This is a genomic window from Undibacterium sp. RTI2.2, assembly GCF_035018705.1.
GTDB lineage: Bacteria > Pseudomonadota > Gammaproteobacteria > Burkholderiales > Burkholderiaceae_D > Undibacterium.
Window position 1 is genome coordinate 49,015 of the sequence record NZ_JASJXN010000003.1, and the last position, 24,971, is coordinate 73,985.

The following is a 24,971-nucleotide window of genomic DNA, read 5'->3' on the forward strand; positions in this document are numbered from 1 at the left end:
TGCAACACCGCTGGGGCAGTTTTTCGTGAATCCCAACTCTAACGAAAGAAATAAAGTGACTCCATCATCAGAAAAAACCAGAGTACTGGTCGTAGGTGCAGGAGCAATTGGTAGCTTTTATGGTGCGCTACTCGCAGAGGGAGGCGCAGATGTCTCGGTTGTTTGTCGCTCCGACTTTGACGCAATAAAATCACATGGATTTGATATCGATAGTCCCTCACTCGGCCAAATACATTTCACACCTGCGCAAGTCTTACAACACACTGCAGACTATCAGGGCGGCTGGCCCGATTACCTGATCCTCAGCGTCAAAGTCGTACATGGCGTGGACAGAGCCGCAATGATTAAAGATGCAGTCGGTCCCGATACCACCATCGTTCTGATCGAGAACGGGGTTGAAATCGAAGCAGAAATCGCTGCGGCATTCCCCGACAATGAACTGATCAGCGCACTTGCGTACGTCCAGATCAGCCGCGTTGCGCCAGGCAAAGTCAAACATCATGCATTAGGCGACTTAACATTCGGCACTTATCCCAGTGGCATCTCATCGCGCTGCGAATTGTTAGCAAGCTTGCTGGAACGTGACGGCATTAAAATGACGCTGACCGACAATGTCGTCAAAGGGCGCTGGCATAAATGTGTTTGGAATGCGGTGTTTAACCCGATTTCTGTACTCGGCGGCGTACTCGATACGGCGTCTATTCTGGGACCTGACGAAGGCAAAGCACTAGTTAAAAAAGCCATGCTGGAAGTGATCGAAGTCGCAGCCGCGACCGACAATCCTTTGCCAGTAGCAATGGTCGATCAATTCATAGAACGTACCAAAAATGGCCCCGCCTACAAAACGAGCATGGCATTAGATTTTGAAAATGGTCGTCCGATGGAAGTAGAAGTCATCCTAGGCAATGTCGTCAGGGCTGGACGCCGCGAGCAAGTCGCTATGCCTGTATTGGAAACGATCTACGCCCTGATGAAAATGATCGATGCCAGAGACGTAGCCAAGGATGCAGCAAAATAAAAAAAGTACCTCACCAAGCCCTAATTTTTATGCGGGTTCCCAAGGTATATGCTCTGGAGGCCCTCGTAAACATTGGACTCTGGGAAGACGAGTGAGATCGGTGTGTCAAAGATAAATAAAGTAGAGTAAATCCGCTAATTCAACTTGGCTCAGCGTTCCGTCAGCGACGTCAACCATGATCTCCTCAAGATTATCATCGCGCTCTATATCAATACCTTGCAACGATAAATAGGTCAAAGCCGTCACCAGCGCGGTACGCTTATTGCCGTCGTTAAAAACATGACCACGCGCTAATGCAACTGCATACATCGCTGCAATTTCAAAAACATCATCTAACTCTTCATAGTCTATGCGACGATCAATTCTTGAAAGCGCGCCCTCAAGTGCGTCAATGCCATGATCGCCACTTAAGCCCGGCTCCAAGCTAAGGATTAAATCATGAATTTCAACTACTTTTTGTGCGTCGATCATTGAAATCTATCTTATCGATTTGCAAGTGCTTTAATGACTTTGGAATGAGTTGAAATCACTCTTTTGGCCGCGCTTAGCACGACTCTTGACCCTTCTTTATTTGAGAGGTTCATAGGTACAGGTTTTTGTTTTTCTCTGACTGTTTCAAGAACTACACCATATGTCTTTTTCATGATGCTCGCTTCCTCATAAATCATTTAATAGAAATCATTTTAAGTGTACTTGTGAACAACATCAAGTAAGTTCACTTAAGTGTATATGGAGTTTGTAATCCTAATTTACAAAAACATCGTAAATCAGGCAAGTTGTATGCACAAAATTCATACACGATCATCCACAGAAATCATTCGCGTTATTCCTCACATCGTCCTATGCTGTATCTTCGTTTGATTTTGGGACAACGTTAGCACCAAGTTCGACCTCTCACTAATCAAATGGCGCCACAATTCACGGCAAGTAATTTCTAAACATCTCAGCGTATCCGACCTGTCGATCTAATAACGTCAGGCTGATGCCGATCTCAGCTTCAATAGCCAACAGGAGACACCCATGGCCTATCAGTTACGTCCTTTTGCGAAAGCATTATCTGCCTCAGTTTCGCTTTCAATCGCTGCCCTGCTAGCTCCGGCGGCGCATGCAGAGAACGTCAAAATTGCATTTATCGATGCTTTGTCGGGAACGTTCGCACCGACGGGCCAGACTGCCTTGAAAAATTTTCAGATGGTGACTGAAGTTGCGAACAAGGAAAAATGGGGGGGACCGGCTAACACGATAGAAATGGTAGGGTTCGATGGGAAAGGTAGTCCACAAGAGTCGCTGACTCAACTGAAAATAGCGATTGATCAGGGCTATCATTACATCACTCAGGGCGGCGGATCAGGGGTGGCGCTGGCCTTGGTTGATGCCATCAACAAACATAATGAACGTAATCCGGGTAAAGAAATTGTGTATCTGGATTTTGCGGCACTAGATCCGGATCTGACGAACAGCAAATGTAGTTTTTGGCATTTCCGCTTTGAGCCAAACTCTGACATGCGGATGGAAGCGCTGACGAGTTATTTAGCGAAAGACCCAAGTATTAAGAAAATTTATATCATCGGACAAAACTACGCACTCGGGCACCAGGTCAGCCGCGCTGCTAAAGAATATCTGAAGCGTAAACGTCCTGATATTCAGATCGTCGGCGATGATTTGCACCCGATTGCCACTGTTAAAGATTTCTCTCCGTATGTCGCTAAAATCAAAGCCTCGGGTGCCGATGCGGTCATCACCGGCAACTGGGGGAACGATCTCGCCTTGCTGATTAAAGCAGCGAAAGATGCCGACCTCAAAGCCAACTTTTATACCTACACCGCATACACCACTGGCGTACCGACTGCAATGGGTGCTGCGGGTGTAGACCGGGTTAAAAATGTCAGTAACTGGAATATCAATAATGAAGTCTTTGCCGGTAAAGATATGGCTGAAGCAGTTAAGAAGAAATACAATGAAGATTACTGGCTGATGTCTAGTCACAGCGCCATCACCATGTTAGCCAAGGCGATCAAAGATACTGGATCAACCGATCCGGTCAAAGTCGCTTTTGCGATGGAAGGCATGACGATCAAAAGCTATAACGGTAATGTAGAAATGCGTAAATCAGATCATCAGGCACAGCAACCGATCTACATTACTAACTGGGTAAAAACGAACGGTAAAGATGTCAAATTTGATCAGGAAAATACTGGTTTTGGCTGGAAAACTGAGCAAAAAATTGATACCTTTGTGGCCTCGCAACCGACTTCATGTCAGATGAAGCGGCCTACCAGATAACCTCTTCAGCAACTAATGAAACGAGCACTACTATGATTAAAGTCCATCACCTGAATAACTCGCGCTCGCAGCGTATCTTGTGGTTATTAGAAGAACTGGGAGTTGACTACGACATCGTCAACTATCAGCGTGATCCGGTGACACGGCTGGCACCAGCAGCGTTGAAGGCAATCCATCCTCTCGGCAAATCACCGGTCATTTCTGACGATGATTTAGTGGTAGCAGAGTCCGGTGCGATCATTGAATATCTGGTCAATAAATATGGTGATGGTCGCTTGCGGCCAAAGTTAGATACTGCGGCTTATATCAAATACTCTCAGTGGATGCATTTTGCTGAAGGCTCTGCGATGTTGCCGCTCTTGCTGGCTTTGTATGTTGGTCGTTTAGGTGAAGCTGGTGCGCCATTGGGACCGCGGATCAGCAGTGAAATCGACAACCACATTAGCTATATTAGCGCTGAGTTAGGTGACAATCTGTACCTGATGGGAAATGAACTGAGTGCCGCCGATATTCAAATCAGTTTTGTTGTAGAAATTGCAGAAGCACGCAAGATGCTGGGCGCTTATCCAAATCTGCAAGAGTATGCCAAACGGCTGCATGCCAATCCGGCATATATTCGTGCTTTAGAGCGTGGCGGTCCCTATTCTTTAGGGGCGTAAATCGGGAAGTCTCTCGACACCATATCACCATGTTCAACGCTGGAGTGAAGCCACTCCAGCGGTTTTATTTTTGGCACCCTTTGGCAGCTTTAGCACCCTTTAGCACTCTGTACTGACCTGCTTCAAATCTCGCTCAAAAATTGAGTCACCGCTTGCGCAAATGCCTCTGGCTGCTCGATTGCACTCAGATGCGAAGCATTGTCTAAAATATGCAGTGAAGCGCCTGCTATCCCGTCTGCCAGAATCTGCGCCATTGCTACTGGCGTGCCTTGATCTGATACACCGGCGATCACCAGGCATGGCAAAGTAATTTGCGACAAGCGATCGGTGGTATTCACATTAGCAACTGCATCACAACATCGGATGTAAGCATCGCCATCCGTAGTAACTACACGCTGACGAAAACGGGCAACCGTTGCAGGATGAGCAGCGCGAAAATCCTCATGAAAATAGCGTGCCATCACGGCATCAGCAATGACCTCGATTCCCTGCGTGCGAACAGTAGTGATGCGTTGGTTCCAGATCTCGCGCGCCGCGGCTGGATATTGCGAGGTGGAATTAGCAATCACTAAGGCGCGTAACAAACTGGGGTGCCGTAAAGCCAGCTCCTGTCCCACCATCCCGCCCATCGATAAACCGATCCAGACAACCGGCCCGGTATCTAATTCGCGCAATAAGCTAGCGGCATCGTCGGCTAAATCAGCCATACTAAATTGCCCCAAGGGCGCGTCAGAACTGCCATGCCCACGATGATCGTAGCAAATGACGCGGCAATCTTCAGCTAACACGGCAGCGAGCTGATCCCACATCGTTAAGTCACAACCCAAGGCGTGACTTAGCACTATCGTATGACGGGGCACTTTACCATTACGTGCTTCTCGCACGCTGTAATGCAAGGCTGGCTTGCTATTAGTCCGCCCTTGCTTACCTGAGCCGGGATGACTGACTTCAAACGGTGAGAGCGGTTCTATTACGTAACCTATCTCTGCACTGACTTCACGCAAAATCTTCAGCGCCAATGAGAACGCAGTATTTGCGGCGGGCACACCTGCATAGATCGCCGATTGCATCAGGACTTCTTTTAACTCATCTGGCGATAAGCGATTGTCTGGCGCGCCAAGCAAGGCAGCACGCAGGTGCAACTCATATTCTTCCCAACGGCCTAGGGCAATCGTCGTCGCCAGTACGATAACGCGTCGGGTTTTGTAATCCAGACCGGGACGGCCCCAAATATCATTCCAGGCAAAACGGCTAATTAACTGCTGAAACTCAGCGTTGAAGCTATTCGCATTATTGATAGAGCGATCAACCCAGGCGTCGCCAAGGATAGTCCGACGATTTTGTAAACCGCGTTCCAGATCATGATTCAGTGGGTCGTAGCTCATCGTTTTTATGTAGGAAAAATAGTTAAAGTAAGTGGGCAGATGTACGCAAAATCAGCTACATCCGTGTTGATTGTGATCATCAGCGTGAAGTAATCATTGCTAAATATGGTTACTAAATATGCTTACTTGCTACGCCCTGCCGCAATGCCGCCAGTTGCGTACTTGCCAGCGCCGCGGCGACTTCGGTTGCTACATGCGGATCAAACAGTTTTTGTAATATAGCCAGATCAATCACTTCGGATAAACGGGCATCGTTACGCACCACCTCTGTAACGACATCCAGCAAATGCGTGTGGTCGGCAACTGCTTTTTGGGTCAGGGTTTCCATCAGACTATGTGCCTTTGGACGACCGATCACGCTCGCCAGATAAATAGAAATACTCTCGGCAAATACCAGTCCCTGCAACGCATCGATGTTCACAAGCATACGGCCAGTATCGACTTGCAAACCCGCCATCGCTTCCGATAATGCATTGACTGCGCCATGCGCGCTTAGAAATAAGCCCGGCCATTCTGCTAATTCGGCCTGCCAGTTGCCTAAGCCACGTTCATGTTCTTGCCCCATATTGGCCAGTAGCGCGGCGGCGCGTTGTGGCGCTCTGGCTGCTGCAGCTAAGGCGATCATGCAAGACACAGGATTACGCTTATGCGGCATCGCCGATGAACCGCCACGACCTTTGCCCGACGGCTCTGCCAGCTCTGCAATTTCGCCTTGCGCTAGCAGACTCAGATCGGTGGCAATTTTGCCCAGCGAGCCGACCAGCACGGCGACTTCCAGTCCCAGCCGCACCCACTCATCACGCTGCGTATGCCAGGCTGCTGGCGGCAGGATTAATCCCAAATCTACTGCCATCCGCGTGGCAACCGCTGGCCCTTTTGCGCCCATCACTGCCAGCGTGCCGACCGCGCCGCCGAGTTGCAAAGCCAAGGCGCGGGTGGCAGTCTGACGCAACTGCTCACGTGCGCGTACCAAAGGTGCAAGCCAGCTTATTAGTTTGAAACCAAAACTGGTGACTTGCGCAGGCTGCATTAAGGTCCGCGCCAATATGGGCGTGTGTAAATGCTGCTCTGCTAGTTGCATCAAGCGTTGGATCAGTACTTGCAAGTCGCGCTCAATTAAGCTGATTGCCTGCCTGGTGGCTAACACCATGGCGGTATCAATCACGTCTTGGCTGGTGCTGCCCCAATGCACATGCGTGGCAGATTCTTCACTATAAAGCGCGACTGTTTTGGTCAGTTCTTTCACCAATGGTATTGCCAGACTACCGGCGCGGCGGCTGGCATTGACCATCACAGGGATGTTGTAAAGCTGCGCATTGCAGACGCTGGCAATATCGCGTGCGGCGGTTTCCGGAATGATGCCCTCGGCTGCCTGAGCCTTAGCCAACGCAGCCTCAAACTGCAACATCGCCTGCACAATGGCAGCATCGTCGAACACGGCAATCATGTCCGGCGTGGTCAAAAAATGTTCAAAAATCGATACGCTCATTGATCTCTACTTTGATTTATGGCTGGCTTAATTGGTAAGCTTAATTAGTACGTTCAATTGGTGCGAGAGCATGGTGCAAAACTAGGTCGAAATTACTATACGGCTTACGCAAAAATGGCGTCAACTAAAGTCAGCTCCTAAGTTCAGATAGGTCAGCTTAAGTGCGAATCTGCTGATGCATCGCTAAAGTTAATTAACTATACTCCACCTATGTATATTTAATTGTCCTCATATTATCTGGACAATACGGCATTTTTCCATAAAAGTAAGGGGAGTATATTGGTTTTCCCAGTGTATTTCGCTATTAAGTCATCGCCAGTAAATCGCCCGAAGTCAGCCCGCTGTCCATCTTTAGTCAGCACACCAACACCAGCATCAATAGCACTTACACATAGTCAAAAAAGACTGTCTCTTTATCTGTCTGCATCCAGATATCCCAACGGTAACTACGCTCGGCCTGTTTGATCGCGATCAAAGTGATTCTACGCTCTGCCGGCACCTGCGTCAGAATCGGCGCATCAGCTAATCCAGCATCGTCCTCCAGGAACACCGCAGTAAATTGATGCTTGACCAAGCCACGCGCAAACACGGTCACAAACATGGCTGGCTGCCCGAGTTGCGCCGATTCTGTTGCCAGTGGTATCGATAGTTCAAATTGAAAACTACCGTCTTCAGCGCTGGGCACCCGCCGAAAACCCGGTATCGCATGCGCTGCTTCCACACCTGCGCTGCCGGGCAACCAAGCCTCGATCATCGCGTCATTCATTGGCGTGCCGTCACCGTCGTAAATCACGCCACTGATCGTGATGGTCGGTGCGCTACTGCTCATCTGTGCAGTTGCATCCACTGCCCAGCGCCACGCCTCGTGCGAAAAAGGACCGATGGTTTGTGAAGTGGTCAGCAATACGCTCATGTCAGACGCTGTATTAGCCAACGCACCGCTTTGTTTTATCGTTGATGTCATATCGTTTCCTAGTCTGCCCAATCTGTTTACAAATCCATGGGCGTCGCATCGCGACCGCGCAAGACAATATCAAATTCATAGCCTAGCATTTTGTCATCCACCGTTTCGTCCATACTGAACCGGGCGATCAAACGCTGACGCGCGGCCAGATCGGGAATACTCTGAAAAATCGGATCGTAGTCAAACAAAGGATCGCTAGGAAAATACATCTGCGTCACCAGACGTTGCGCATAAACATTGCCGAAAAGTGAAAAGTGAATATGCGCAGGCCGCCAGGCTTTATGATGATTACCCCAAGGGTAAGGACCAGGCTTGATGGTCACAAAACGATAACGCCCGTCGTCATCCGTGAGCATCTTGCCGAAGCCATAAAAATTAGGATCAAGCGGCGCATCATGCTGATCACGTTTATGCCAGTAGCGTCCGGCTGCATTGCATTGCCATACTTCCAGCAAAGAATTACGCACTGGCTTGCCATCCTCATCCAGGACGCGACCAGTGACCACAATTTTTTCGCCCAGAGGCTGGCTTTGCCCATGTGCAGTCAGATCCATATCGTTCGGCAAAATCAAACTACGGCTTGCAGTGATATTGGTCTCTACAGGTTCCGCAGCGACGATACGCAACGCCACTTGCGTCGGGCCTCGTTTGATCGTGGATTTATAAGAGGGATAAATGAGGGTTGGGTACAGTCCCGGTTCTACGGAATCAAACTTCACAGCGTGCTCCTATGTTTTGTCTGGCTGACGTGCTTAAGTGCCTGGATGTCTGTGCATCGTTAGTTATTGATCGCTCTGGCTAAGTTAATAGAGCAGAACATCATGCAGAAAGATAGATCGCGACAGAATAAAGATCAAGTCGGACGATTCCAAAAAAGACGCAATCTCGTAAATATGTGCGATGTACGCACGACTCATTATTTTCATCAAGAATACATGCGGTGTTCCATCTGATTGGCATCTGAGAAACACAAACATTAGCTACCATTTTTTATATATTGTTCATGCACTCGTTCCCGCTTTTTGTTTAAACTCTTTGGGAGACAATCCCACTTGCCGTTTAAAAAATCGCGTGAAATAAGACGGGTCCGAAAACCCCAGCGTATACGACAACACGCTAATACTCATCGATGTGTAGACCAGATTGCGCTTGGCTTCTAATATCAGGCGTTCGTGAATTAAACCCAGCGCCGATTGCCCGACAGTCTGGCGGCATAAGGCATTTAAATGAGCTGCTGTAATACCTAGCTGATCGGCATAGTAAGAGACGGCTTGATGCGTCGTGTAGTGCAACTCAATCAATTCAGAAAAGCGTGGAAAATGCGTTCCTCGACGGGCAGAAGCCTGGCTTAATACTGCGGCACTGAGCTTGCTTTGGAGGCGATCTTTTTGTAGCACATTTGCTGGTGTTAAAGCTACCGTTTCGCTGCGAGTCAGCCAGATCAGGATACTCGCCAGCAGCGACTCAATCAATTGGGCGCGATGCGGCAATCTGCCGCGATACTCGTTGTCCAGCATCGTAAACGCGGCCTGAATATACCGACTCTCTTCATCGTTTTTTAATGCATGAATGTTGGCGACTGTTAACGCGCTGATGTTGTTGATACTAGTTGTTATGTCGCTAGCTTGCAGTCGTGATTCGCCCATCGATTGCGGCGCTCTCTGCATTAGTTGCTGCATCAAATTTTGTATCAGCGGATAAGCAATCGTGACCACATGCCCGATGGCATCACGTTTGAATTTAAAACCATGCACACACATCTGCGGCAGCATCAAAATCTGTCCCGCCTTCATTTCATATTGAAGATCATCCAGTTGAATTTTTGCACTGCCCGCCACCAGATATAAAATCTGGAATAAGCCATTATGCTGATGTGTTGCAATATGCCAATTGTGCAAGCGACTACGTGCGGCAATTGACTCGCAGTGCACCATATCAGCCATCGGCCATGGATCGCTCTCACCATATAACTTGTAGACGGGGATGCTTTTTTGTTCTGTCATACAACGCTCAAGATAGTTCAAAAGAAGAATTTCAAATGGTAATTAATCTGCTAAAAGTACCATTTATAAATAAATAAATCCATTTCAAATAATCCGTTACAGGAACATTATTGTAAAAAAATAGCGTTTCAATTCCATGCAATGACGCCATGGTGAATAACAACGGAGACCATTAAAATGAAAACCCAAGTCGCAATTATTGGCGCTGGCCCATCTGGACTATTGCTCGGTCAGCTATTGCAATTACAAGGTATAGACACGGTGATTTTGGAAGCGAAATCGCCGGAGTACGTGTTGCAAAGAATCCGCGCAGGTGTGCTGGAACAAGGCACGACTGATCTGATCCGGAAAGCAAAAGCAGGTGCCCGTATGGATAAAGAAGGTCAGATTCATGAGGGATTTACGCTGGCGTTTAACGGCCGCAATGAACACATCGATCTGAAATCCTTAACCAATGGTAAAACCGTGATGGTGTATGGCCAGACAGAAGTGACACGGGACCTGATGCAGGCACGATCCGACGCAGGCGCACTGAGTATTTATGAAGCGACCGACGTGCAATTACATGATTTTTATACCGATAAGCCACGCGTCACATTTACCAAAGACGGCGAGCATATCGAACTGAGCTGCGACTATATTGCAGGATGCGATGGCTTCCATGGTGTATCGCGCAAATCTGTCCCGGCGGATGCAATCAAAACCTTTGAACGCATCTACCCTTTTGGCTGGCTAGGGATTTTGTCTTCCACACCGCCGGTTGCACACGAATTAATTTACGCTAATCATGAACGCGGCTTTGCCTTGTGCAGCATGCGCTCCGCCGTATTAAGCCGCTACTATGTGCAATGTCCATTAGATGACAAAGTAGAGGACTGGTCGGATCAGCGGTTTTGGGATGAGTTAAAAAGTCGCTTACCTGCCCATGTCGCAACAGATCTGGTGACTGGCGATTCAATCGAAAAAAGTATCGCGCCGCTGCGCAGTTTTGTGGCGGAACCAATGACCTTTGGTCGCTTATTTTTGGTAGGCGACGCTGCTCATATTGTTCCACCAACAGGAGCAAAAGGGCTAAACCTGGCCGCCAGCGATGTGTACACTTTATACTACTGCCTGCGTAAAACATATCAAGACGGTCGGGTCGATATCCTCGGAAAATACTCAGAACTCTGCCTGCGTCGCATCTGGAAAGCCGAGCGCTTTTCCTGGTGGATGACATCGGTGCTGCATAAGTTCTCCGACGATCCTTTTGCACAGAAAATGCAATCGGCAGAGCTGGAGTACTACACCAGCTCCTTAGCAGGGCGCACCACGATCGCAGAAAATTATGTTGGCCTGCCCTATGAGCAAGTACTTTGAACAAGCAGAGTAAGCAAGTGATTTCACGTGGATCAACATAAAAGGCACAAACTAAAATAAGGCTAAGATATTCAAATATTGAATAGTCGATATGGTTAAATGAAATTAGCGTTATAACTGACTCCGCGATATGCTGCACTGCATCATTACTGCAAACCAACGGAGCCCGTTATGTCTATCATTGAATACTTGCCAATCGCTTTCGTCATCGCCGCATTTGCATTGCGATTCTATGTTTCTTCACAAGATGCATTTGCGAAGGCATTGAGTTCCGTTGCAGACAAATCTGTAGCAGAACAATTTAGCCGGAGATTGCCATCTTCTAAGCCGGAGATTACAACTAAACCACAAGTAACGCGCTCTGTCGCAAACGGCAGAAAAAATACCAGCCATTTAATGGCGGTTCCACAATAAGCTGCATGCCCACCACGGTAAGAGAATTGATGTTGATTCATAGCTAGTAACCATTAACCGTCCCGCTTGGTTAAATTTAACGATTTTTAAAAATGCCAAATTGTGAAAACGGTTTGGCTTTTTTATTTTCACGCAGACACATTCAATATCACCCAAATCAACGCAACAATATTGTGTCGATGATTTATCACGCCCTAAACACCTTGCTTGTTTTTTTATCGTACAAAAGTTTTTAGTAATTTAACGTTTCTGAACTACTTGTAAATAAAATTGTAATTCTTACTTGTAATCCGAAATTTTTTTAGTAATATAAGAACAACGAATTTAGTCGGTAAAAGAAGTTGCCTTTTTTTTGATATTTTGGAGAACTCAAAATGAAATATTTAAATAGGTATTTAGTCGCATTTTTCTTATGTGGTTTAGTCGTATACCTGTTTGTTGAATCTAAAGAAAAAAAAATATTGGAAGCTAGTGTTTCATCCGCGAGTTTACAAAACACAAATTCAACAAAAACAGCTTTTCAAGAAGTTCCAAAGCAATTAGTAAATCAAGTTCCAGTTACTACACAAAGATCGCAAACTTCAAAATCCGATCAGATCGACCAACTGTCGTCTACGAAAAATCCTAGAGATGCTTATAAAGCTTTTCAAATGGTAAATGCATGTATCCAACACGAATCAACATCAAAAGTCGTTTTAAAGCCATCTGAATTAGCGGGCGATCAAAGCCTTAAAGATGCGTTGGCTTTAGAGGAGCAACAAAATGCGCACATCTGTGATGGAATCTCTCAGCGCCAGCGCGACGATCGATTTAAAAATTTAGATGTAGCAATTAAAGGCGGTGTTCGTGGTGCAGCAACTGATTATTTGAACTCTGGTCCGCTTGGAGACGTTAACGCATTAGTTACCAGGAAGACTGATCCATTAGTTGTAGAGTGGAAAAAACAAGCAGTAAATCAATTGGAGCAAACCGCAAAGCAGGGAGATCTTACTAGCTTAATGACCTTATCAAATTTATATCAGTCCGGCGAATTTACAGATCAAAATCAGCAATTAGCGTTGACATATGCTGTAGCAAATACAGAAATTAGAAAAAATAAGCTAGGTGATTCTATACAAGACACGAATCGACTAGCTTTAATGAATAATTATATTAATGCCATGTCAGTTGCTTTAACCAAGGAACAAATTATTAAAGCGACTTCTGATGGTCAAAAATTCGCAACAGAGTGTTGTTTTACGAAGTAAAAAATAACTTAGTAGTTGTATAAAAAATACTAATCAAATTTACAAGGGTGATCTCGTGAAAAAAATATATATTGCTTTGGTTTTAATGACTATTTCCATGTCTGCTAATGCTACTTATTTAGGAAGATTTCTTTGCGATCGATGTAGTTTTCAATCGGGTCCCGGGGTTGCACTTACAGATACTGATGATTTTTTTTCCGCTATGGTGTTTTTGAAAAGTACTAACATTACTAATCGATATGTCCCTGGTGACATAATTGCAATATGTGATGGAGTTTTCTGTTTAAATATTGGATATACAGCAAATGGTAATTTTTATCCGGCAACTGGGCTATATTTAGACAGAATTCAACAAGGGTATAAAAACGTGAAAAAAATTACTCAAAAAAGTGACGGTGAATCTAATGAATATATATTGACTGTTAGTGGATCAATAAATGCTCAGTTTTGTACTTGGACTGACTATTATAGTGATGGAGGATACATTGGAAGTGACTCTTTGTCCTGTACAAATACTCCTTGAAAATCATTAATCTTTGATAGTATTAAGACTACCAACTTTTAGTTAAATGTTGCTTTAATTTAAAGCAACATCTCTTATTTAACATCACATTTTAAATTTCATAATCATCCAAAGTATCGGTAGTTTTGCCACCAGTGCATTAGCCAATTCTACATAGTTGCTATACGTTTTTGGGAGTTTCATTTACATAAGAAATATTTGGCGCAACAGAAGCGCTAGAAAACTGCGCTATGATCTCTCGACAGTCCTTTGTAAGGGTGAAGATTTGGCGATAGGTTACTTAAAGCAATGCCAAGCTAGCAAAATAGCTTGGCATTTTTATTTGCGATTCGCAATCTTGGTTGTGAGCTATAAATTACTTATGGATTGCTCAAACGTCGGCCAAAACTAACAGCGTAAGCCGCAGGTCTTGCCAACAAAATCGGATCATCAGATGGTGCAATCCCCTCCAGTAAAGTGAGTGGATTAAACATTGTGCCTTTTTCAAATTTGCTGCCATCTGCGTGTACCGAACGTAAAGTTAGCGTACCTAACTCGACGATTTTTCTGGTATCTGGCCAGACTTGGGTGCCATCGTTAATGACATCATCTTTTTCTGCCAGCTGAACAGAAATACGGAATTTGACTGGCTCTTTTTTCAACCTGACTGGCAGCTCATCCATCAAGTAATTTGGTGTCGCTTTTTCTGTCTCTTCTGCAGTCAAAAATTGTTGTCCTGCCAGTGGTTCTATCCGGTAACGACCGAAATGACTTTCCCCTTTTGCGTTAGTAAATTTAAATGCATTGACACCGTAAAAAGCCTGGGTCGCAAAGCTGACCGGAGCGGGCTTAGGCATGGTGACAAACTTAAGCGTTGCAGGGTGTGTTGCCAAGAAATTTTCTACTGGCGTTGGCTTGGCAACACCGGGTCCGCTGGTCTCTATCGCTTTAAGGAAAGTCAAAAAATCCTCCGGCGTACCGACCGGAAAACCATTAGTAGAAATCACCACCATGTCTGTGCTGACACTCTTGGGCAAATCAAACCGGATTGCCATACCTTTAGGGAAGCCGTTACCATTGGCATCTGGAATATTTGGTACGCCAGACGCGTTAGAAAAGCGCACTGTGACTTTGCTGGTAGTGCGTTGTAAATGCGCCGCCTTGGTGATGCTGGCCGCGCTTGGCGCTGGCACAAAGTCACCGATAGTAACGATCCCTTTTGCATGGTTAGCGCGATAACCAGCGTGCGGGCCACCTGCCAGTTTGGTCAGAGTATCGACGATCTGTTCTGTGACCGGTTTATTTGAGGATGTATCAGGTGCGGCGGCTGTTTGCGCGTTCGCACTGGTGTAACTGCTTAACGTAGTCAGTGCTATTACGGCAAGCGTCATTGCGGTGATAGAAAATGAAGTAGATCTCAACAATGCTGGCATGATTTTTCCTTTTCTTGATTAATGAAAGTGGGTATAAATTTGGCTGGCGGGAACGGCAAGTACGAAGTTAAAAATTGGGCACAAAACTTCTGTGTGGAGCTTGAGATTTAATGCTCGCATTATTCTGAACTAGATTCCAGAATTGCGCTGAGCAGCTAAAAGTCGTGCGTCCAATGCACTTTGCAATATCACTTTATAATTTGCGCGGCACTCAAATAAGCTTGTCAGCATCAATAGCAATGCGAACGGAAATTTACCTAACTCCGCTGACGAGTTACATCAACATCCTGCACTACAAACTATCTAGACGGAGTCACCCCATGTCCCAACTTTTTTCCGCTTTTTCTATCGGTTCATTAACATTAAAAAATCGTATCGTGATTGCACCGATGTGCCAATATTCAGCGAAGAATGGTGACGCCACCGACTGGCATATGATCCATCTGGGCAGCATGGCCTTATCCGGCGCTGGCTTGTTGATTATCGAAGCAACAGCAGTCGAACCCGAAGGTCGCATTACGCCAGAAGACTTGGGTTTGTGGTCCGATAGCAATGAGGCAGCGCTGAAAAAAGTGATCCATGCCATACGTGCCTATTCCAACATGCCAGTAGCAATCCAGCTCGCGCATGCAGGTCGCAAAGCCTCTAGTCATACACCGTGGGATGGCGGCCAGTTGATATCCGAGGCGGACGGTGGCTGGGCGACTTTTGCACCGTCGGCAATCCCGCAAAATGTAGGAGAAGCATTGCCGATTGGGCTAGATAAAGCGGGCATGCAACGCATCATTCAAAACTTTGTCGCCGCCGCCAAGCGTTCACATAATCTAGGGCTGGATGCGATTGAGGTGCACGCGGCGCATGGTTATTTGCTGCATGAATTTCTATCTCCGATTTCTAACCAACGCAGCGACGAATATGGTGGCACGCTAGAAAACAGAATGCGCTTCCCGCTGGAAGTATTTGCAGCCATCCGCGCAGCGATGCCAGCGAGCATGCCCGTTGGCATCAGAATCTCCGGCACAGATTGGCTTGAAGGAGGTTGGGATATCGATCAAAGCGTGGTGTTTGGCAATGCGTTGAAAAAGCTGGGATGCGACTTTGTACATGTCTCCAGCGGAGGCATCTCACCGTTACAAAAAATCCCGTTAGGCGACAATTACCAAGTACCGATGGCAGAAAAAATGCGCAAAGAAACTGGCCTGCCTACCATCGCAGTCGGCCTGATTACCGATGCAAAAAATGCCGAAGCAATTGTAGTCGAAGGTAAGGCAGACATGGTGGCATTAGCACGCGGCATGCTATTCGATCCGCGCTGGCCTTGGCATGCTGCAGTGGAATTGGGAGCGCAAGTCGAAGCGCCAAAACAATACTGGCGCTCGCAACCACGGGGACTGAGTACCTTGTTTGGCGATGTCAAAATTGGTGGGCGTTAGAAGCCAGGAACCTGTTAAATCCATTCTCCCTCCGGCTCGCCGGAGAGAGAAGTTGAAGATCATCTTCCACGAATTCAACAACATAATACAACTAGGGATAAGAAAAAAATTAATATACTCCCCCTAAAAATCTCAAAAATACCCCAACTGTCCAATCATTATATGGTCTATTTAAAATACCCCATACCAGTATTATTAATACTGAAATTAACTCCAACTTAAATCCACCCGGCTCAAAGGCAACTGACGAACCCGTTTTCCGGTTGCCGCAAAAATCGCATTGCATACCGCAGGCGCCAATGGCGGAAAAGCAGGTTCGCCTAATCCGGTCACTGGGAAGTCCGTTTTTAAGAAATGCACTTCGATTTTTGGTGGCGTTGTGGCGATCCGAAGTAAGGGATATTCGTGAAAATTACTTTGCACAATGCGCCCTTTTTCGATGTTCAGTTCGGGGTACATCAGCGTACTCAAGCCATCAATCACTGAGCCTTGTACCTGACTCTCTGCGCCGCTCAGGTTGACGATTTGCGCGCCGATATCTGACACGACAACAACCCGGTCGACTTTCAATTCGCCTTGTTTTGATACCGTTACTTCAGCGACTTCGGCGATATAGCCGCGATGGCTAAAGTGGAATGCAACGCCTTGGCCCTGACCACGGGCAAAGGTTTTTTTACCCCAGCCAGACTTGTCGGCGACTTCTTGCAATACGCGTTTCATGCGACCGACGTTGTATGGCTGACCGCGCTCGCCAGTACCAGGGACAATTTCTTTATCACGCAATATCTCCAAACGAAATGCGACCGGATCACGGCCTGCAGCATGCGCCAGCTCGTCAATAAAACTGTGGAAAACCCAGGCAAACACATTGCTGCCGGGAGCGCGCCACGGTCCCATGGGAATACCGCATTCAATCGCAGTTTGTTCTAACAAACAATTTTCTACCCAGCGTCCGGGGAACTCATCACCGCTCAAACTACCACCACTACCCGGTTGCAATACGCTGGCGCCATCTCGCGTGACGCGGTTGGCAAAAGTCACAAAGTGATTATGCCAGGCGACCAGTTTCCCTTTTGCGTCCAGCCCACCGCGTAAAAAATGGAAGCCCCCAGCACGGAAATGATCATGTTGCAAATCATCCTCTCGCGACCAGGTCAGTTTGACCGGGGCTCGCACTTTGAGTGCAATCGCAGCGGCTTCGACAACATAGTCCGAACTCAGACGCCGGCCAAACCCACCGCCACTGCGGGTGATGTGTAAGCTAATTTTTTCTTTGGGAATATTCAGCGTAGTCGCCACCAGGTTTTGGCCCGAGGCCGGATTTTGGGTTGGGGCCCACAATTCCAAACTACCATCCGCAGGCTTAAACCACGCGGTACAGTTTTGTGGCTCCATACTGGCATGCGAGATAAACGGATATTGATACGCTCCTTCCACCGTTTTCGCAGCTACTTTTAAGGCAGCAGGTGTATCGCCATCTTTGCGTAGAGTGCTTGCGCCAGCTTGCTTAGAGAGCGCTTTGGATTCGGCGATAAAACCGTCCCAACTTTGGCTGGCGAACTTGCCTTCATCCCACACCACTTTTAGCTGCTTACGTGCGCTGAACGCAGCCCAGGTGGATGTCGCAATAATCGCAACGCCTGGCAACAAGGCATTGACGCTACCGCTGCCTTCCACCGCAAATGCATCGCGGACACCAGGCAATAATTTGATGGCATCTAGGTTGGCGCTGACGACTTTGCCACCAAAAACGGGGCACTTTACAAACACCGCGTACACCATGCCTGGCAATTTAACGTCAATCCCGAACAAAGGCTTGCCGCTGACTACCGCACCGTTATCGACACCACCAATCCGTGTTCCTAGTAATTTGAATTGCGCCGGATCTTTTAAAACCACTTGATTTGCATCGGGTACTGGCAGAGTGGCTGCCTTTGCTACCAAGGCACCAAAGCCGAGCTGGCGCTTGCTAGGGTTGTGCGTGACCATACTATTTTCGGCTACACATTCACTGGCGGGAACGCCCCAGGTCAGCGCTGCGGCGGACACCAGCATGGTACGTGCAGTCGCACCTAACCGATGGAATTCAGTGTAATTGGTCGGGGTGGAAGTAGACCCACCTGCACCCTGACTGCCATACGCCGGGTTCAGATCACCCTGCACAATGCGAACGTCTTTCCAGTTGACCTCCAACTCTTCGGCGATCACCATCGGTAAGGATGTCTTAATCCCTTGACCGATCTCCGGTTGCTTAGAAATCAATGTCACCACACCATTAGGCGCGATGCGGATAAACGCATTAGGAACAAAATCTGCCGCTGAATCTGCCGATGCGAGTGCATCAGGCTTGGCAACTTTGCCTTCTGCGCTATTGGATTGATTCCAATAAAAACCCAGCATCAGACCACCGCTGGCGATCACGGAGTTACGTAAAAACCGACGACGTCCGTTCAGTTCCAGATCGTCTGGGTTGGCAGTATTTGTAATCGGTTGTGATGTAGAGGTTTTCATTTGCTGACTTTCTCTTTTTTGGCCACTGATACAGTAGAAGAGTTAGCAGATATCTCTGCCGCACGATGTATACCCGCTCTGATTCTGACGTAGGTAGCGCAGCGACATAAATTGCCTGACATCGCGCTATCGATATCTGCATCGCTCGGTTGCGGATGCTGCTTCAGTAAGGCCGCAGCCGTCATGATTTGTCCGGCCTGGCAATAACCACATTGCGGCACATCAAGTTCTTGCCATGCCTGCTGCAACGGGTGCATGGCTTTCGCATCTAAGCCTTCAATTGTGGTGACTTTTTTACGCCCCAAAGTCGATACGGGAGTTACACATGATCGCGTTGGCACGCCGTCAATATGCACCGTACAAGCACCGCAAAGCCCCATACCGCAACCATATTTAGTGCCAGGCAAATCCAGGCTATCGCGTAATGCCCATAGTAACGGGGTATCCGGCTCCAGCTCCACAGGGCGGGCTTGACCGTTAATGTTCAAAGTGTATTTACTCATGGCAATGGCGGAGAGAGGAAGGAAATGTATATCCTAACGCAATCCTCTATTTTTAGCTTTGAGGAGCTTAGCCCACGATAGCCAGAGCAAATTTTTATTTTTATTGAGCTTACGTAAATCGATCCCCGCTTCGTTGCAGCGCCTTGCTGGAAAAATTATGCGTAAGTCCTATTTAGGTTTGAGAAGCGCCTACAAATTTAATAACGCAAACCCCATCTCCAATCTACCTGTACAATTGATGCCAGCCATCAAATAATGCTCTACATTGTAAGAATATCTTCACGATTGCAACCTAGAAAATTTCGATGAAACTCAGTCACTACAGCTTGTTACTCCCTCTGCTTAGCGGCGCTTTTTTGGCTGCTATTGCTCCGGCAGCCAGCGCTGCACCGGAAGAAATCCAAGTCTACATGGATGAGATCAATAATCCGCACGAGTTTGGACTTGATCTGCATAATAACTATGTGATCTCGGGAAACGGCACGCCCGATTATCCGGGTGCACAGGCACCGCGACATGTGTTCAGACTGACGCCGGAATTTTCTTACGGACTGACTAAAAATTGGGAATTAGGTGCGTATATTTTGACATCGCGGGACGCCCATGGCGGCTCGAATGTCGATGGCGAAAAACTCCGCATGAAGTATCTGGTCGATAAAGACGGAACATCCCCTTTTTTCTACGGTGCAAATCTGGAAGTCGGTCGGGTGAATCAACATATCGACCAGAATCCCTGGAATGCAGAGCTGAAAGGTATTTTTGGTTATCGTAAAGATCGCTGGACACTAGCGGCGAATGCGAATATCGACTGGAAAATTTCAGGTCCGGCACCCAGCCCGACCAGCCTGGAAATCGATTCTAAAATTGCGTATAAAACCGATCAGGGTTTTGATATTGGTCTAGAGAGCTATAACGAAATGGGAGCAATAAGGCATCTAGGGCAGCTCAATCAACAGAGCCAGACCATCTATGCTGTCATCGATACCAGTATCAAAGGCTGGGATCTGAATTTGGGTATCGGGCGCGGTCTAACGACGGTGTCCGACCGTTGGCTGCTAAAGGCTATTGTCAGTGTGCCGTTTTAAATCCGACTAATTCCAAACCTGTCCTGCGGCATTACGATCCCAAAACGTATTTGAACTGATGTGCCCTCTGCGCATCAAAATACATACTGAACGCGGGATGTGAACATATAACCATGTCGTCCGTAAATCGAACCGATTAAATAAGCCGCCTGATACTTGATGCTGGATTCTTTGCCTACGGGCACGCTGCCAAATAGCGCTGGTCCAGCGCGATGGGATTGCTGATCACGGGGCGCCCAATGGTCCCAGTCGCCTAATTCACCAAAGCCCTGCACGCCTAATTCCAACATCGGCTTCCAGCGATATTTGGTTTGCCACTGGTACTTCATTTGTGTCGCGCCGCCCTCGACCGACCGGTAAGTACGCTCAAAAAATACATTTCCGTTGAGCTGTAAACGCCCAAAATCAGTCTGCACTGCTGGGCCAATTTCTAATGTATAGCCTTCGTCAGTATCATGCCCGCGAGTCAAATTGGTATGCAAGGCAACGTCAACCGGATATTGTCCTTGCGTCAGCAAATAATCATTTTGCCAATTCCAGCTATCTAGTTTTAAGTCGGATTTAGAACTGCCAATATAGCTCGCATAGACCTCGGTGTACCAACGTGAAGTTACACCATAGCCAAATCCCAGCTCCGGCCAGATGGTTTGTCCCCGTCCGGGAAAGTTCGTCGTCCAATAGCGGAAATCGACTGACTTCTGGTCTTTGTTGTCGTACACCGACACAAAGTAGTAACCCGGCTCTGCCAATGCCGCTCCATAAGTCATCAGAATACTTAGTGCTATTGCTAAACGCTTCAACATGAGGACGCCTGGATGGATGGGTGGTTGTTTGTTTATTTGTTTGAATCAAGTTGATAGCATACTGGAAAAATCCAGGTCAACTTGAATAATAAATGTCCAATTAAAATACGCATCACCTAAGCGTTTTGGCCTGTAAGCCACAGAATGATTGGACTACTAAAATCGAGAACTCCTGTCTGTGCGATCAAAATACAAAATCATCGTAACAAAAGTCGACATCCCCAGCACAGTAGTTATCTAAGCTGGATCAGCCGGCGGCTATGGTTGAGCTGATTCAGGTCTGAAAGTGTCAATCAAAATTAAATGCTCACCGTCTCTGATCAATTCAAGAATCAAACTTTTTACTCTTGTGTCTAGCTTACATTCATTGTGTCGCGACTCATCGCTTATAAACGATGAGTGTTATAGAGGATTTTTTGCAATCTGGCTCATCAATTGGTACGATAAGTCTTTTGCAGTTTCGCCGGCAGGCGTTTTACGCCAGCCACATTGCGGCAGTGATTGCCTTTACCTCTCAATATTCGACCCATTTGTTACTTATGCAAAACAGCCTGACGCACAAGCCTGTAGAAATTAAAATCTCCACAGTAGTCGTAGTTGCCCTAATTTTGCATGCTGCACCAGTTGCAATCATAGAAGCAGCGTTAAAAGAAATGACGGCAGGTACGCCAGATTTTTTTGATGACGAATTCGCAGTGATCGATGTCGAGAATATCGCTTCCGAATCATTGGACTGGGTCAATTTGATCCCGCTATTTAAATCATTTGGACTCACTCCGGTCGCGGTCCGGAATGCACCAGAACAAGGCCACGCAGCAATCCGGGCGCATGGTTTGAGTATTGATATGGTGAGCCGACCACGTCAGGAGCCTGCTAGCACAGCAACAACTGCGGTGATTGAGGTGATACCTGAGAAGGCAGCAAAGCCTGAGCCGGTAACTGCACCAGCGCCAGTAGCAGCGACATCTGTCAGCAATTTACCTGCGATGGTGATTGATACTCCAGTGCGCGCAGGTCAGCGCATTTATGCCCGAGGTACCGATCTGATCATCACCGCCTCGGTCAATAATGGTGCCGAAGTGATTGCAGATGGCAGCATCCACATCTACGCACCATTGCGCGGTCGTGCCCTGGCAGGCGCAACTGGCAATACCGAAGCAAGAATTTTTGCCCTGAGCATGGAGGCGGAATTGGTCTCAATTGCAGGGATTTACCGCACGTTTGATACCGGATTCCCGGCCTTATTGCCAAATCATCCGGTACAAATCAAGCTTATTGGCGACAGTATTGAAGTATCATCGGTAAAATCGGCGGGTTGATATTTATTTATTAATATCATTATAAAAAATATATTGATTGCAAGCAGCCAAATAATCAAAAATCGCTTTCAGCAAATTGAGTTAAAAAATTAAAGGAGTTCTTTGTGGCAAGAATCATCGTTGTGACATCTGGTAAGGGCGGCGTAGGGAAAACAACTTCCAGTGCCAGCTTTTCGTCTGGCCTTGCCATGCGCGGACATAAAACTGCGGTGCTGGATTTTGACGTGGGTCTGCGTAACCTGGATCTGATTATGGGTTGCGAACGTCGTGTGGTGTATGACCTGGTCAACGTCATCAGCGGCGAGGCGACATTAAAGCAAGCGCTGATCAAAGATAAGCACTGCGACAATCTGTTTATTTTGCCTGCCTCGCAAACCCGCGATAAAGATGCCTTGACCGAAGAGGGCGTAGAACGTGTTCTGAACGAATTGATCAAGATGGATTTTGAATACATCATCTGCGACTCACCTGCGGGTATCGAGCGCGGCGCAGTGATGGCACTGACATTTGCGGACGAAGCAATTGTCGTCACCAATCCTGAAGTATCTTCTGTACGTGATTCGGATCGTATTTTGGGTATTATTCAGGCCAAATCCAAACGTGCTCAGGAGGGTGGTGAGCCGGTAAAAGAACATTTGCTGGTAACGCGCTATTCACCTAAACGGGTAGAAGCCGGTGAAATGTTGTCCTACACCGATGTACAAGAAATTTTACGCATCCCGTTGATCGGCGTGATCCCTGAATCGGAAGCGGTATTGCATGCGTCTAATCAAGGAAATCCTGCAATTCATATGAAGGGCAGCGATGTCTCTGAGGCGTATGAAGATGTGATCTCCCGTTTCCTAGGCCAAGAAGTGCCCCTGCGTTTTGTCAACTATGAAAAACCGGGTCTGCTGCAACGGATTTTTGGAGGTAAGTAATATGGCCTTGCTATCATTTTTATTTAACAATAAACCAAAGAGCGCCAACACCGCCAAAGAACGCCTGCAAATCATCATCGCCCGTGAACGCACCAGCCGTGACGGCTATGATTTTTTGCCAGCTCTACGTGAAGAACTGATCGCAGTTATTTCTAAGTACACTAAAGTCAACGCTGAAGACATCAAAGTATCACTTGATCGCCAAGGCAATTTAGAAGTGCTGGATGTGAATGTGGTGTTGCCAGACGTGGAATTGCGTAGCTAACAAAGATATAAGCGACTTTAGCGCTGCAACTATTGGATGCATTTGCCAAGTTTTACCCGAGATTTGGACTGCTTAAAAACGGCTCACTCTATACAGGAGTGAGCCGTTTTTTTTCGATTAGTAGCTTAGAAAAAATTATGTTTAACTTAATTTTTAAACATAGTTTTCAGGATTTTTCCAATTTTCTGTTTTTATTTCTTATGAAGAGCCGCTAGCATCAGGTTTTAACTTCAAAGGTCCATCTGACTAAAAATTCATCAAATAAAGCATATACTCCCCATAATTTTCTACAAATATGCCCTGGAAACCAATTTTTATATGGACAATAAATAATACTACTTACCAGTATATAAATTTATGCATTTTTTCTTACGTAAAACCACGTATCATTTTCACCAAAAATATAAAAAATAATCTTTTAGTCAACTTCTATCAGGAGTTGCTAAGCGCCTCTCCAAAACATTTTTATTTGGCAATATTAATTACTGCTTTTGTGACTAATTTAGAAAAAAATGGAGAAAATGCCTATTTATTTTGCTCATTATTACAAGCTTGCCTACAATCATTCTTGTGTTAGGTACAATGCTGTATCTTTACTACTCAATGATTGCTCAACCCCAATCTGTGTGCTCCCATGAGAATTGCCGTACTTGACGATGACAACAATTTATTAGAGCTGGTTTGCACCATCTTGACTGCGGCTGGCCATACCTGCCACCCTTTCCTAAGCGGTAAAGAGATGCTGCACAACTTACGTCGTGATAGCTACGACATGCTAATACTTGACTGGCAAGTTCCCGATTTAAGCGGAACTGAAATCCTGCACTGGGTCAGAGAGAAGCTATCACCCAATCTGCCGGTCTTGTTTATGACCAGCCGCTCTGGCGAAGACGATATCGTCGCGGGTCTGGCAGCGGGTGCAGATGATTACATGATCAAGCCGATACGCCGTAGTGAGCTAGTAGCGCGTGTGCAAGCGTTGTTACGCCGCGCGTACCCGGCGCAAACTATGTCGGAACATTTGCAATTTGGTATTTACAAGTTCGAAACGCGCGCTGGTCGTGTCAGTGTTAATGACGTGCCGGTTGAAATGACGCAAAAAGAATTTGATCTGGCACTGCTTTTGTTCCGCAATCTTGGTCGGCCTTTATCGCGTGCCTATATTTTAGAAGCGGTCTGGTCGCGTGATATTGATATTCCGTCACGCACCATGGATACGCATATCTCACGCGTCCGCAGCAAGCTCGAACTTCGGCCAGAAAACGGCTACCGGCTGGCTCCCGTTTATAGCTATGGCTATCGCCTGGAGCAAGTTACAGCGGAGCAGTAAGATTCATGCTTCAATTTCCTTTTTAAATCTTAGTTAGCACTTTGCC

The 24,971-nt window shown here is 46.8% G+C and carries 24 protein-coding genes; 13 read left to right on the forward strand and 11 right to left on the reverse strand.

Annotation, left to right across the window (positions count from 1 at the left end; genetic code table 11):
- Positions 1 to 55 precede the first annotated feature (55 nt).
- The gene (locus tag QN395_RS02265; protein ID WP_322121143.1) at positions 56 to 1,018 is read left to right on the forward strand and encodes a 2-dehydropantoate 2-reductase; all 963 of its coding nucleotides are present in this window, start codon (positions 56 to 58) and stop codon (positions 1,016 to 1,018) included.
- Between the two features lie 105 nt (positions 1,019 to 1,123).
- On the opposite strand, the gene QN395_RS02270 is transcribed toward QN395_RS02265, so the two are convergent.
- Entirely contained in the window at positions 1,124 to 1,489 is a 366-nt protein-coding gene (locus tag QN395_RS02270) for a type II toxin-antitoxin system death-on-curing family toxin (protein WP_322121142.1), read from the reverse strand.
- Between the two features lie 11 nt (positions 1,490 to 1,500).
- Positions 1,501 to 1,662: a hypothetical protein gene (locus tag QN395_RS02275; protein WP_322121141.1), complete on the reverse strand. Its 162-nt coding sequence runs from the start codon at positions 1,660 to 1,662 to the stop codon at positions 1,501 to 1,503.
- Positions 1,663 to 2,038: 376 nt separating this feature from the next.
- Between QN395_RS02275 and QN395_RS02280 the strand changes: the two genes are divergently transcribed.
- The gene (locus QN395_RS02280) at positions 2,039 to 3,301 is read left to right on the forward strand and encodes a branched-chain amino acid ABC transporter substrate-binding protein (protein WP_322121140.1); all 1,263 of its coding nucleotides are present in this window, start codon (positions 2,039 to 2,041) and stop codon (positions 3,299 to 3,301) included.
- A 32-nt stretch (positions 3,302 to 3,333) separates the two neighbouring features.
- Positions 3,334 to 3,960, forward strand: a complete 627-nt coding sequence (locus tag QN395_RS02285; protein ID WP_322121139.1) for a glutathione S-transferase — start codon at positions 3,334 to 3,336, stop codon at positions 3,958 to 3,960.
- 122 nt (positions 3,961 to 4,082) lie between these two features.
- On the opposite strand, the gene pcaD is transcribed toward QN395_RS02285, so the two are convergent.
- From pcaD to QN395_RS02310, 5 genes are all read right to left on the reverse strand, one after another.
- On the reverse strand, positions 4,083 to 5,345 hold the full coding sequence (gene pcaD, locus QN395_RS02290) for a 3-oxoadipate enol-lactonase (RefSeq protein ID WP_322121138.1): 1,263 nt from the start codon (positions 5,343 to 5,345) through the stop codon (positions 4,083 to 4,085).
- 112 nt (positions 5,346 to 5,457) lie between these two features.
- Positions 5,458 to 6,834 carry a 3-carboxy-cis,cis-muconate cycloisomerase gene (pcaB, locus tag QN395_RS02295; protein ID WP_322121137.1) on the reverse strand — a complete coding sequence of 459 codons (1,377 nt, stop codon included), beginning with the start codon at positions 6,832 to 6,834 and terminating at the stop codon, positions 5,458 to 5,460.
- A 385-nt stretch (positions 6,835 to 7,219) separates the two neighbouring features.
- Positions 7,220 to 7,747 carry a protocatechuate 3,4-dioxygenase gene (locus QN395_RS02300; RefSeq protein ID WP_322121680.1) on the reverse strand — a complete coding sequence of 176 codons (528 nt, stop codon included), beginning with the start codon at positions 7,745 to 7,747 and terminating at the stop codon, positions 7,220 to 7,222.
- 77 nt (positions 7,748 to 7,824) lie between these two features.
- Positions 7,825 to 8,517 (reverse strand): protocatechuate 3,4-dioxygenase subunit beta, encoded by a 693-nt coding sequence (gene pcaH / locus QN395_RS02305; RefSeq protein ID WP_322121136.1) that lies wholly within the window; start codon positions 8,515 to 8,517, stop codon positions 7,825 to 7,827.
- 282 nt (positions 8,518 to 8,799) lie between these two features.
- The gene (locus QN395_RS02310) at positions 8,800 to 9,801 is read right to left on the reverse strand and encodes a helix-turn-helix domain-containing protein (RefSeq protein WP_322121135.1); all 1,002 of its coding nucleotides are present in this window, start codon (positions 9,799 to 9,801) and stop codon (positions 8,800 to 8,802) included.
- 177 nt (positions 9,802 to 9,978) lie between these two features.
- On the opposite strand from QN395_RS02310, the gene pobA reads away from it, so the two are divergent.
- From pobA to QN395_RS02330, 4 genes are all read left to right on the forward strand, one after another.
- Complete coding sequence (gene pobA / locus QN395_RS02315; protein ID WP_322121134.1) at positions 9,979 to 11,160, forward strand: 4-hydroxybenzoate 3-monooxygenase; 1,182 nt, start codon at positions 9,979 to 9,981, stop codon at positions 11,158 to 11,160.
- A gap of 171 nt (positions 11,161 to 11,331) precedes the next feature.
- On the forward strand, positions 11,332 to 11,574 hold the full coding sequence (locus tag QN395_RS02320) for a hypothetical protein (RefSeq protein ID WP_322121133.1): 243 nt from the start codon (positions 11,332 to 11,334) through the stop codon (positions 11,572 to 11,574).
- A gap of 374 nt (positions 11,575 to 11,948) precedes the next feature.
- Complete coding sequence (locus QN395_RS02325) at positions 11,949 to 12,821, forward strand: hypothetical protein (protein WP_322121132.1); 873 nt, start codon at positions 11,949 to 11,951, stop codon at positions 12,819 to 12,821.
- A gap of 55 nt (positions 12,822 to 12,876) precedes the next feature.
- Entirely contained in the window at positions 12,877 to 13,344 is a 468-nt protein-coding gene (locus tag QN395_RS02330) for a hypothetical protein (RefSeq protein WP_322121131.1), read from the forward strand.
- Positions 13,345 to 13,703: 359 nt separating this feature from the next.
- Here the strand turns inward: QN395_RS02330 and QN395_RS02335 are convergent, their stop codons facing one another.
- Positions 13,704 to 14,756 carry a catalase family peroxidase gene (locus QN395_RS02335; protein WP_322121130.1) on the reverse strand — a complete coding sequence of 351 codons (1,053 nt, stop codon included), beginning with the start codon at positions 14,754 to 14,756 and terminating at the stop codon, positions 13,704 to 13,706.
- Between the two features lie 320 nt (positions 14,757 to 15,076).
- Here QN395_RS02335 and QN395_RS02340 point away from each other — a divergent pair, with 320 nt between their 5' ends.
- Positions 15,077 to 16,189, forward strand: coding sequence for an NADH:flavin oxidoreductase/NADH oxidase (locus QN395_RS02340; RefSeq protein ID WP_322121129.1), 1,113 nt, complete (start codon positions 15,077 to 15,079; stop codon positions 16,187 to 16,189).
- A gap of 207 nt (positions 16,190 to 16,396) precedes the next feature.
- Here QN395_RS02340 and QN395_RS02345 read toward each other — a convergent pair whose 3' ends face one another.
- Positions 16,397 to 18,700, reverse strand: coding sequence for a xanthine dehydrogenase family protein molybdopterin-binding subunit (locus QN395_RS02345; RefSeq protein ID WP_322121128.1), 2,304 nt, complete (start codon positions 18,698 to 18,700; stop codon positions 16,397 to 16,399).
- Entirely contained in the window at positions 18,697 to 19,203 is a 507-nt protein-coding gene (locus tag QN395_RS02350) for a (2Fe-2S)-binding protein (protein ID WP_322121127.1), read from the reverse strand. Before QN395_RS02350 ends, QN395_RS02345 begins: the two co-directional genes overlap by 4 nt.
- A 305-nt stretch (positions 19,204 to 19,508) precedes the next feature.
- Between QN395_RS02350 and QN395_RS02355 the strand changes: the two genes are divergently transcribed.
- Entirely contained in the window at positions 19,509 to 20,288 is a 780-nt protein-coding gene (locus QN395_RS02355; protein ID WP_322121126.1) for a hypothetical protein, read from the forward strand.
- Between the two features lie 74 nt (positions 20,289 to 20,362).
- Here the strand turns inward: QN395_RS02355 and QN395_RS02360 are convergent, their stop codons facing one another.
- On the reverse strand, positions 20,363 to 21,091 hold the full coding sequence (locus QN395_RS02360) for a hypothetical protein (protein WP_322121125.1): 729 nt from the start codon (positions 21,089 to 21,091) through the stop codon (positions 20,363 to 20,365).
- A gap of 395 nt (positions 21,092 to 21,486) precedes the next feature.
- On the opposite strand from QN395_RS02360, the gene minC reads away from it, so the two are divergent.
- The 4 genes from minC to QN395_RS02380 all read left to right on the forward strand — a co-directional run bounded on the left by minC (position 21,487) and on the right by QN395_RS02380 (position 24,925).
- A complete protein-coding gene (minC, locus tag QN395_RS02365; protein WP_322121124.1) occupies positions 21,487 to 22,410 on the forward strand; it encodes a septum site-determining protein MinC in 924 nt (307 codons plus the stop codon).
- Positions 22,411 to 22,514: 104 nt separating this feature from the next.
- Entirely contained in the window at positions 22,515 to 23,330 is an 816-nt protein-coding gene (gene minD / locus QN395_RS02370; protein WP_322121123.1) for a septum site-determining protein MinD, read from the forward strand.
- A 1-nt stretch (position 23,331) separates the two neighbouring features.
- A complete protein-coding gene (gene minE, locus QN395_RS02375) occupies positions 23,332 to 23,595 on the forward strand; it encodes a cell division topological specificity factor MinE (RefSeq protein WP_322121122.1) in 264 nt (87 codons plus the stop codon).
- A 634-nt stretch (positions 23,596 to 24,229) separates the two neighbouring features.
- Complete coding sequence (locus QN395_RS02380) at positions 24,230 to 24,925, forward strand: response regulator transcription factor (protein ID WP_322121121.1); 696 nt, start codon at positions 24,230 to 24,232, stop codon at positions 24,923 to 24,925.
- Positions 24,926 to 24,971: the final 46 nt, after the last annotated feature.

What these genes read in the sequence shown, in the direction of transcription:
- QN395_RS02270 (WP_322121142.1), bottom strand. Translation starts at nt 1,489, where the DNA reads ATGATCGACGCACAAAAAGTAGTTGAAATTCATGATTTAATCCTTAGC.
- QN395_RS02275 (WP_322121141.1), bottom strand. Translation starts at nt 1,662, where the DNA reads ATGAAAAAGACATATGGTGTAGTTCTTGAAACAGTCAGAGAAAAACAA.
- QN395_RS02280 (WP_322121140.1), top strand. Translation starts at nt 2,039, where the DNA reads ATGGCCTATCAGTTACGTCCTTTTGCGAAAGCATTATCTGCCTCAGTT.
- QN395_RS02285 (WP_322121139.1), top strand. Translation starts at nt 3,334, where the DNA reads ATGATTAAAGTCCATCACCTGAATAACTCGCGCTCGCAGCGTATCTTG.
- pcaD (WP_322121138.1), bottom strand. Translation starts at nt 5,345, where the DNA reads ATGAGCTACGACCCACTGAATCATGATCTGGAACGCGGTTTACAAAAT.
- pcaB (WP_322121137.1), bottom strand. Translation starts at nt 6,834, where the DNA reads ATGAGCGTATCGATTTTTGAACATTTTTTGACCACGCCGGACATGATT.
- QN395_RS02300 (WP_322121680.1), bottom strand. Translation starts at nt 7,747, where the DNA reads ATGAGCGTATTGCTGACCACTTCACAAACCATCGGTCCTTTTTCGCAC.
- QN395_RS02310 (WP_322121135.1), bottom strand. Translation starts at nt 9,801, where the DNA reads ATGACAGAACAAAAAAGCATCCCCGTCTACAAGTTATATGGTGAGAGC.
- pobA (WP_322121134.1), top strand. Translation starts at nt 9,979, where the DNA reads ATGAAAACCCAAGTCGCAATTATTGGCGCTGGCCCATCTGGACTATTG.
- QN395_RS02320 (WP_322121133.1), top strand. Translation starts at nt 11,332, where the DNA reads ATGTCTATCATTGAATACTTGCCAATCGCTTTCGTCATCGCCGCATTT.
- QN395_RS02325 (WP_322121132.1), top strand. Translation starts at nt 11,949, where the DNA reads ATGAAATATTTAAATAGGTATTTAGTCGCATTTTTCTTATGTGGTTTA.
- QN395_RS02335 (WP_322121130.1), bottom strand. Translation starts at nt 14,756, where the DNA reads ATGCCAGCATTGTTGAGATCTACTTCATTTTCTATCACCGCAATGACG.
- QN395_RS02340 (WP_322121129.1), top strand. Translation starts at nt 15,077, where the DNA reads ATGTCCCAACTTTTTTCCGCTTTTTCTATCGGTTCATTAACATTAAAA.
- QN395_RS02345 (WP_322121128.1), bottom strand. Translation starts at nt 18,700, where the DNA reads ATGAAAACCTCTACATCACAACCGATTACAAATACTGCCAACCCAGAC.
- QN395_RS02350 (WP_322121127.1), bottom strand. Translation starts at nt 19,203, where the DNA reads ATGAGTAAATACACTTTGAACATTAACGGTCAAGCCCGCCCTGTGGAG.
- QN395_RS02355 (WP_322121126.1), top strand. Translation starts at nt 19,509, where the DNA reads ATGAAACTCAGTCACTACAGCTTGTTACTCCCTCTGCTTAGCGGCGCT.
- QN395_RS02360 (WP_322121125.1), bottom strand. Translation starts at nt 21,091, where the DNA reads ATGTTGAAGCGTTTAGCAATAGCACTAAGTATTCTGATGACTTATGGA.
- minC (WP_322121124.1), top strand. Translation starts at nt 21,487, where the DNA reads ATGAGTGTTATAGAGGATTTTTTGCAATCTGGCTCATCAATTGGTACG.
- minE (WP_322121122.1), top strand. Translation starts at nt 23,332, where the DNA reads ATGGCCTTGCTATCATTTTTATTTAACAATAAACCAAAGAGCGCCAAC.
- QN395_RS02380 (WP_322121121.1), top strand. Translation starts at nt 24,230, where the DNA reads ATGAGAATTGCCGTACTTGACGATGACAACAATTTATTAGAGCTGGTT.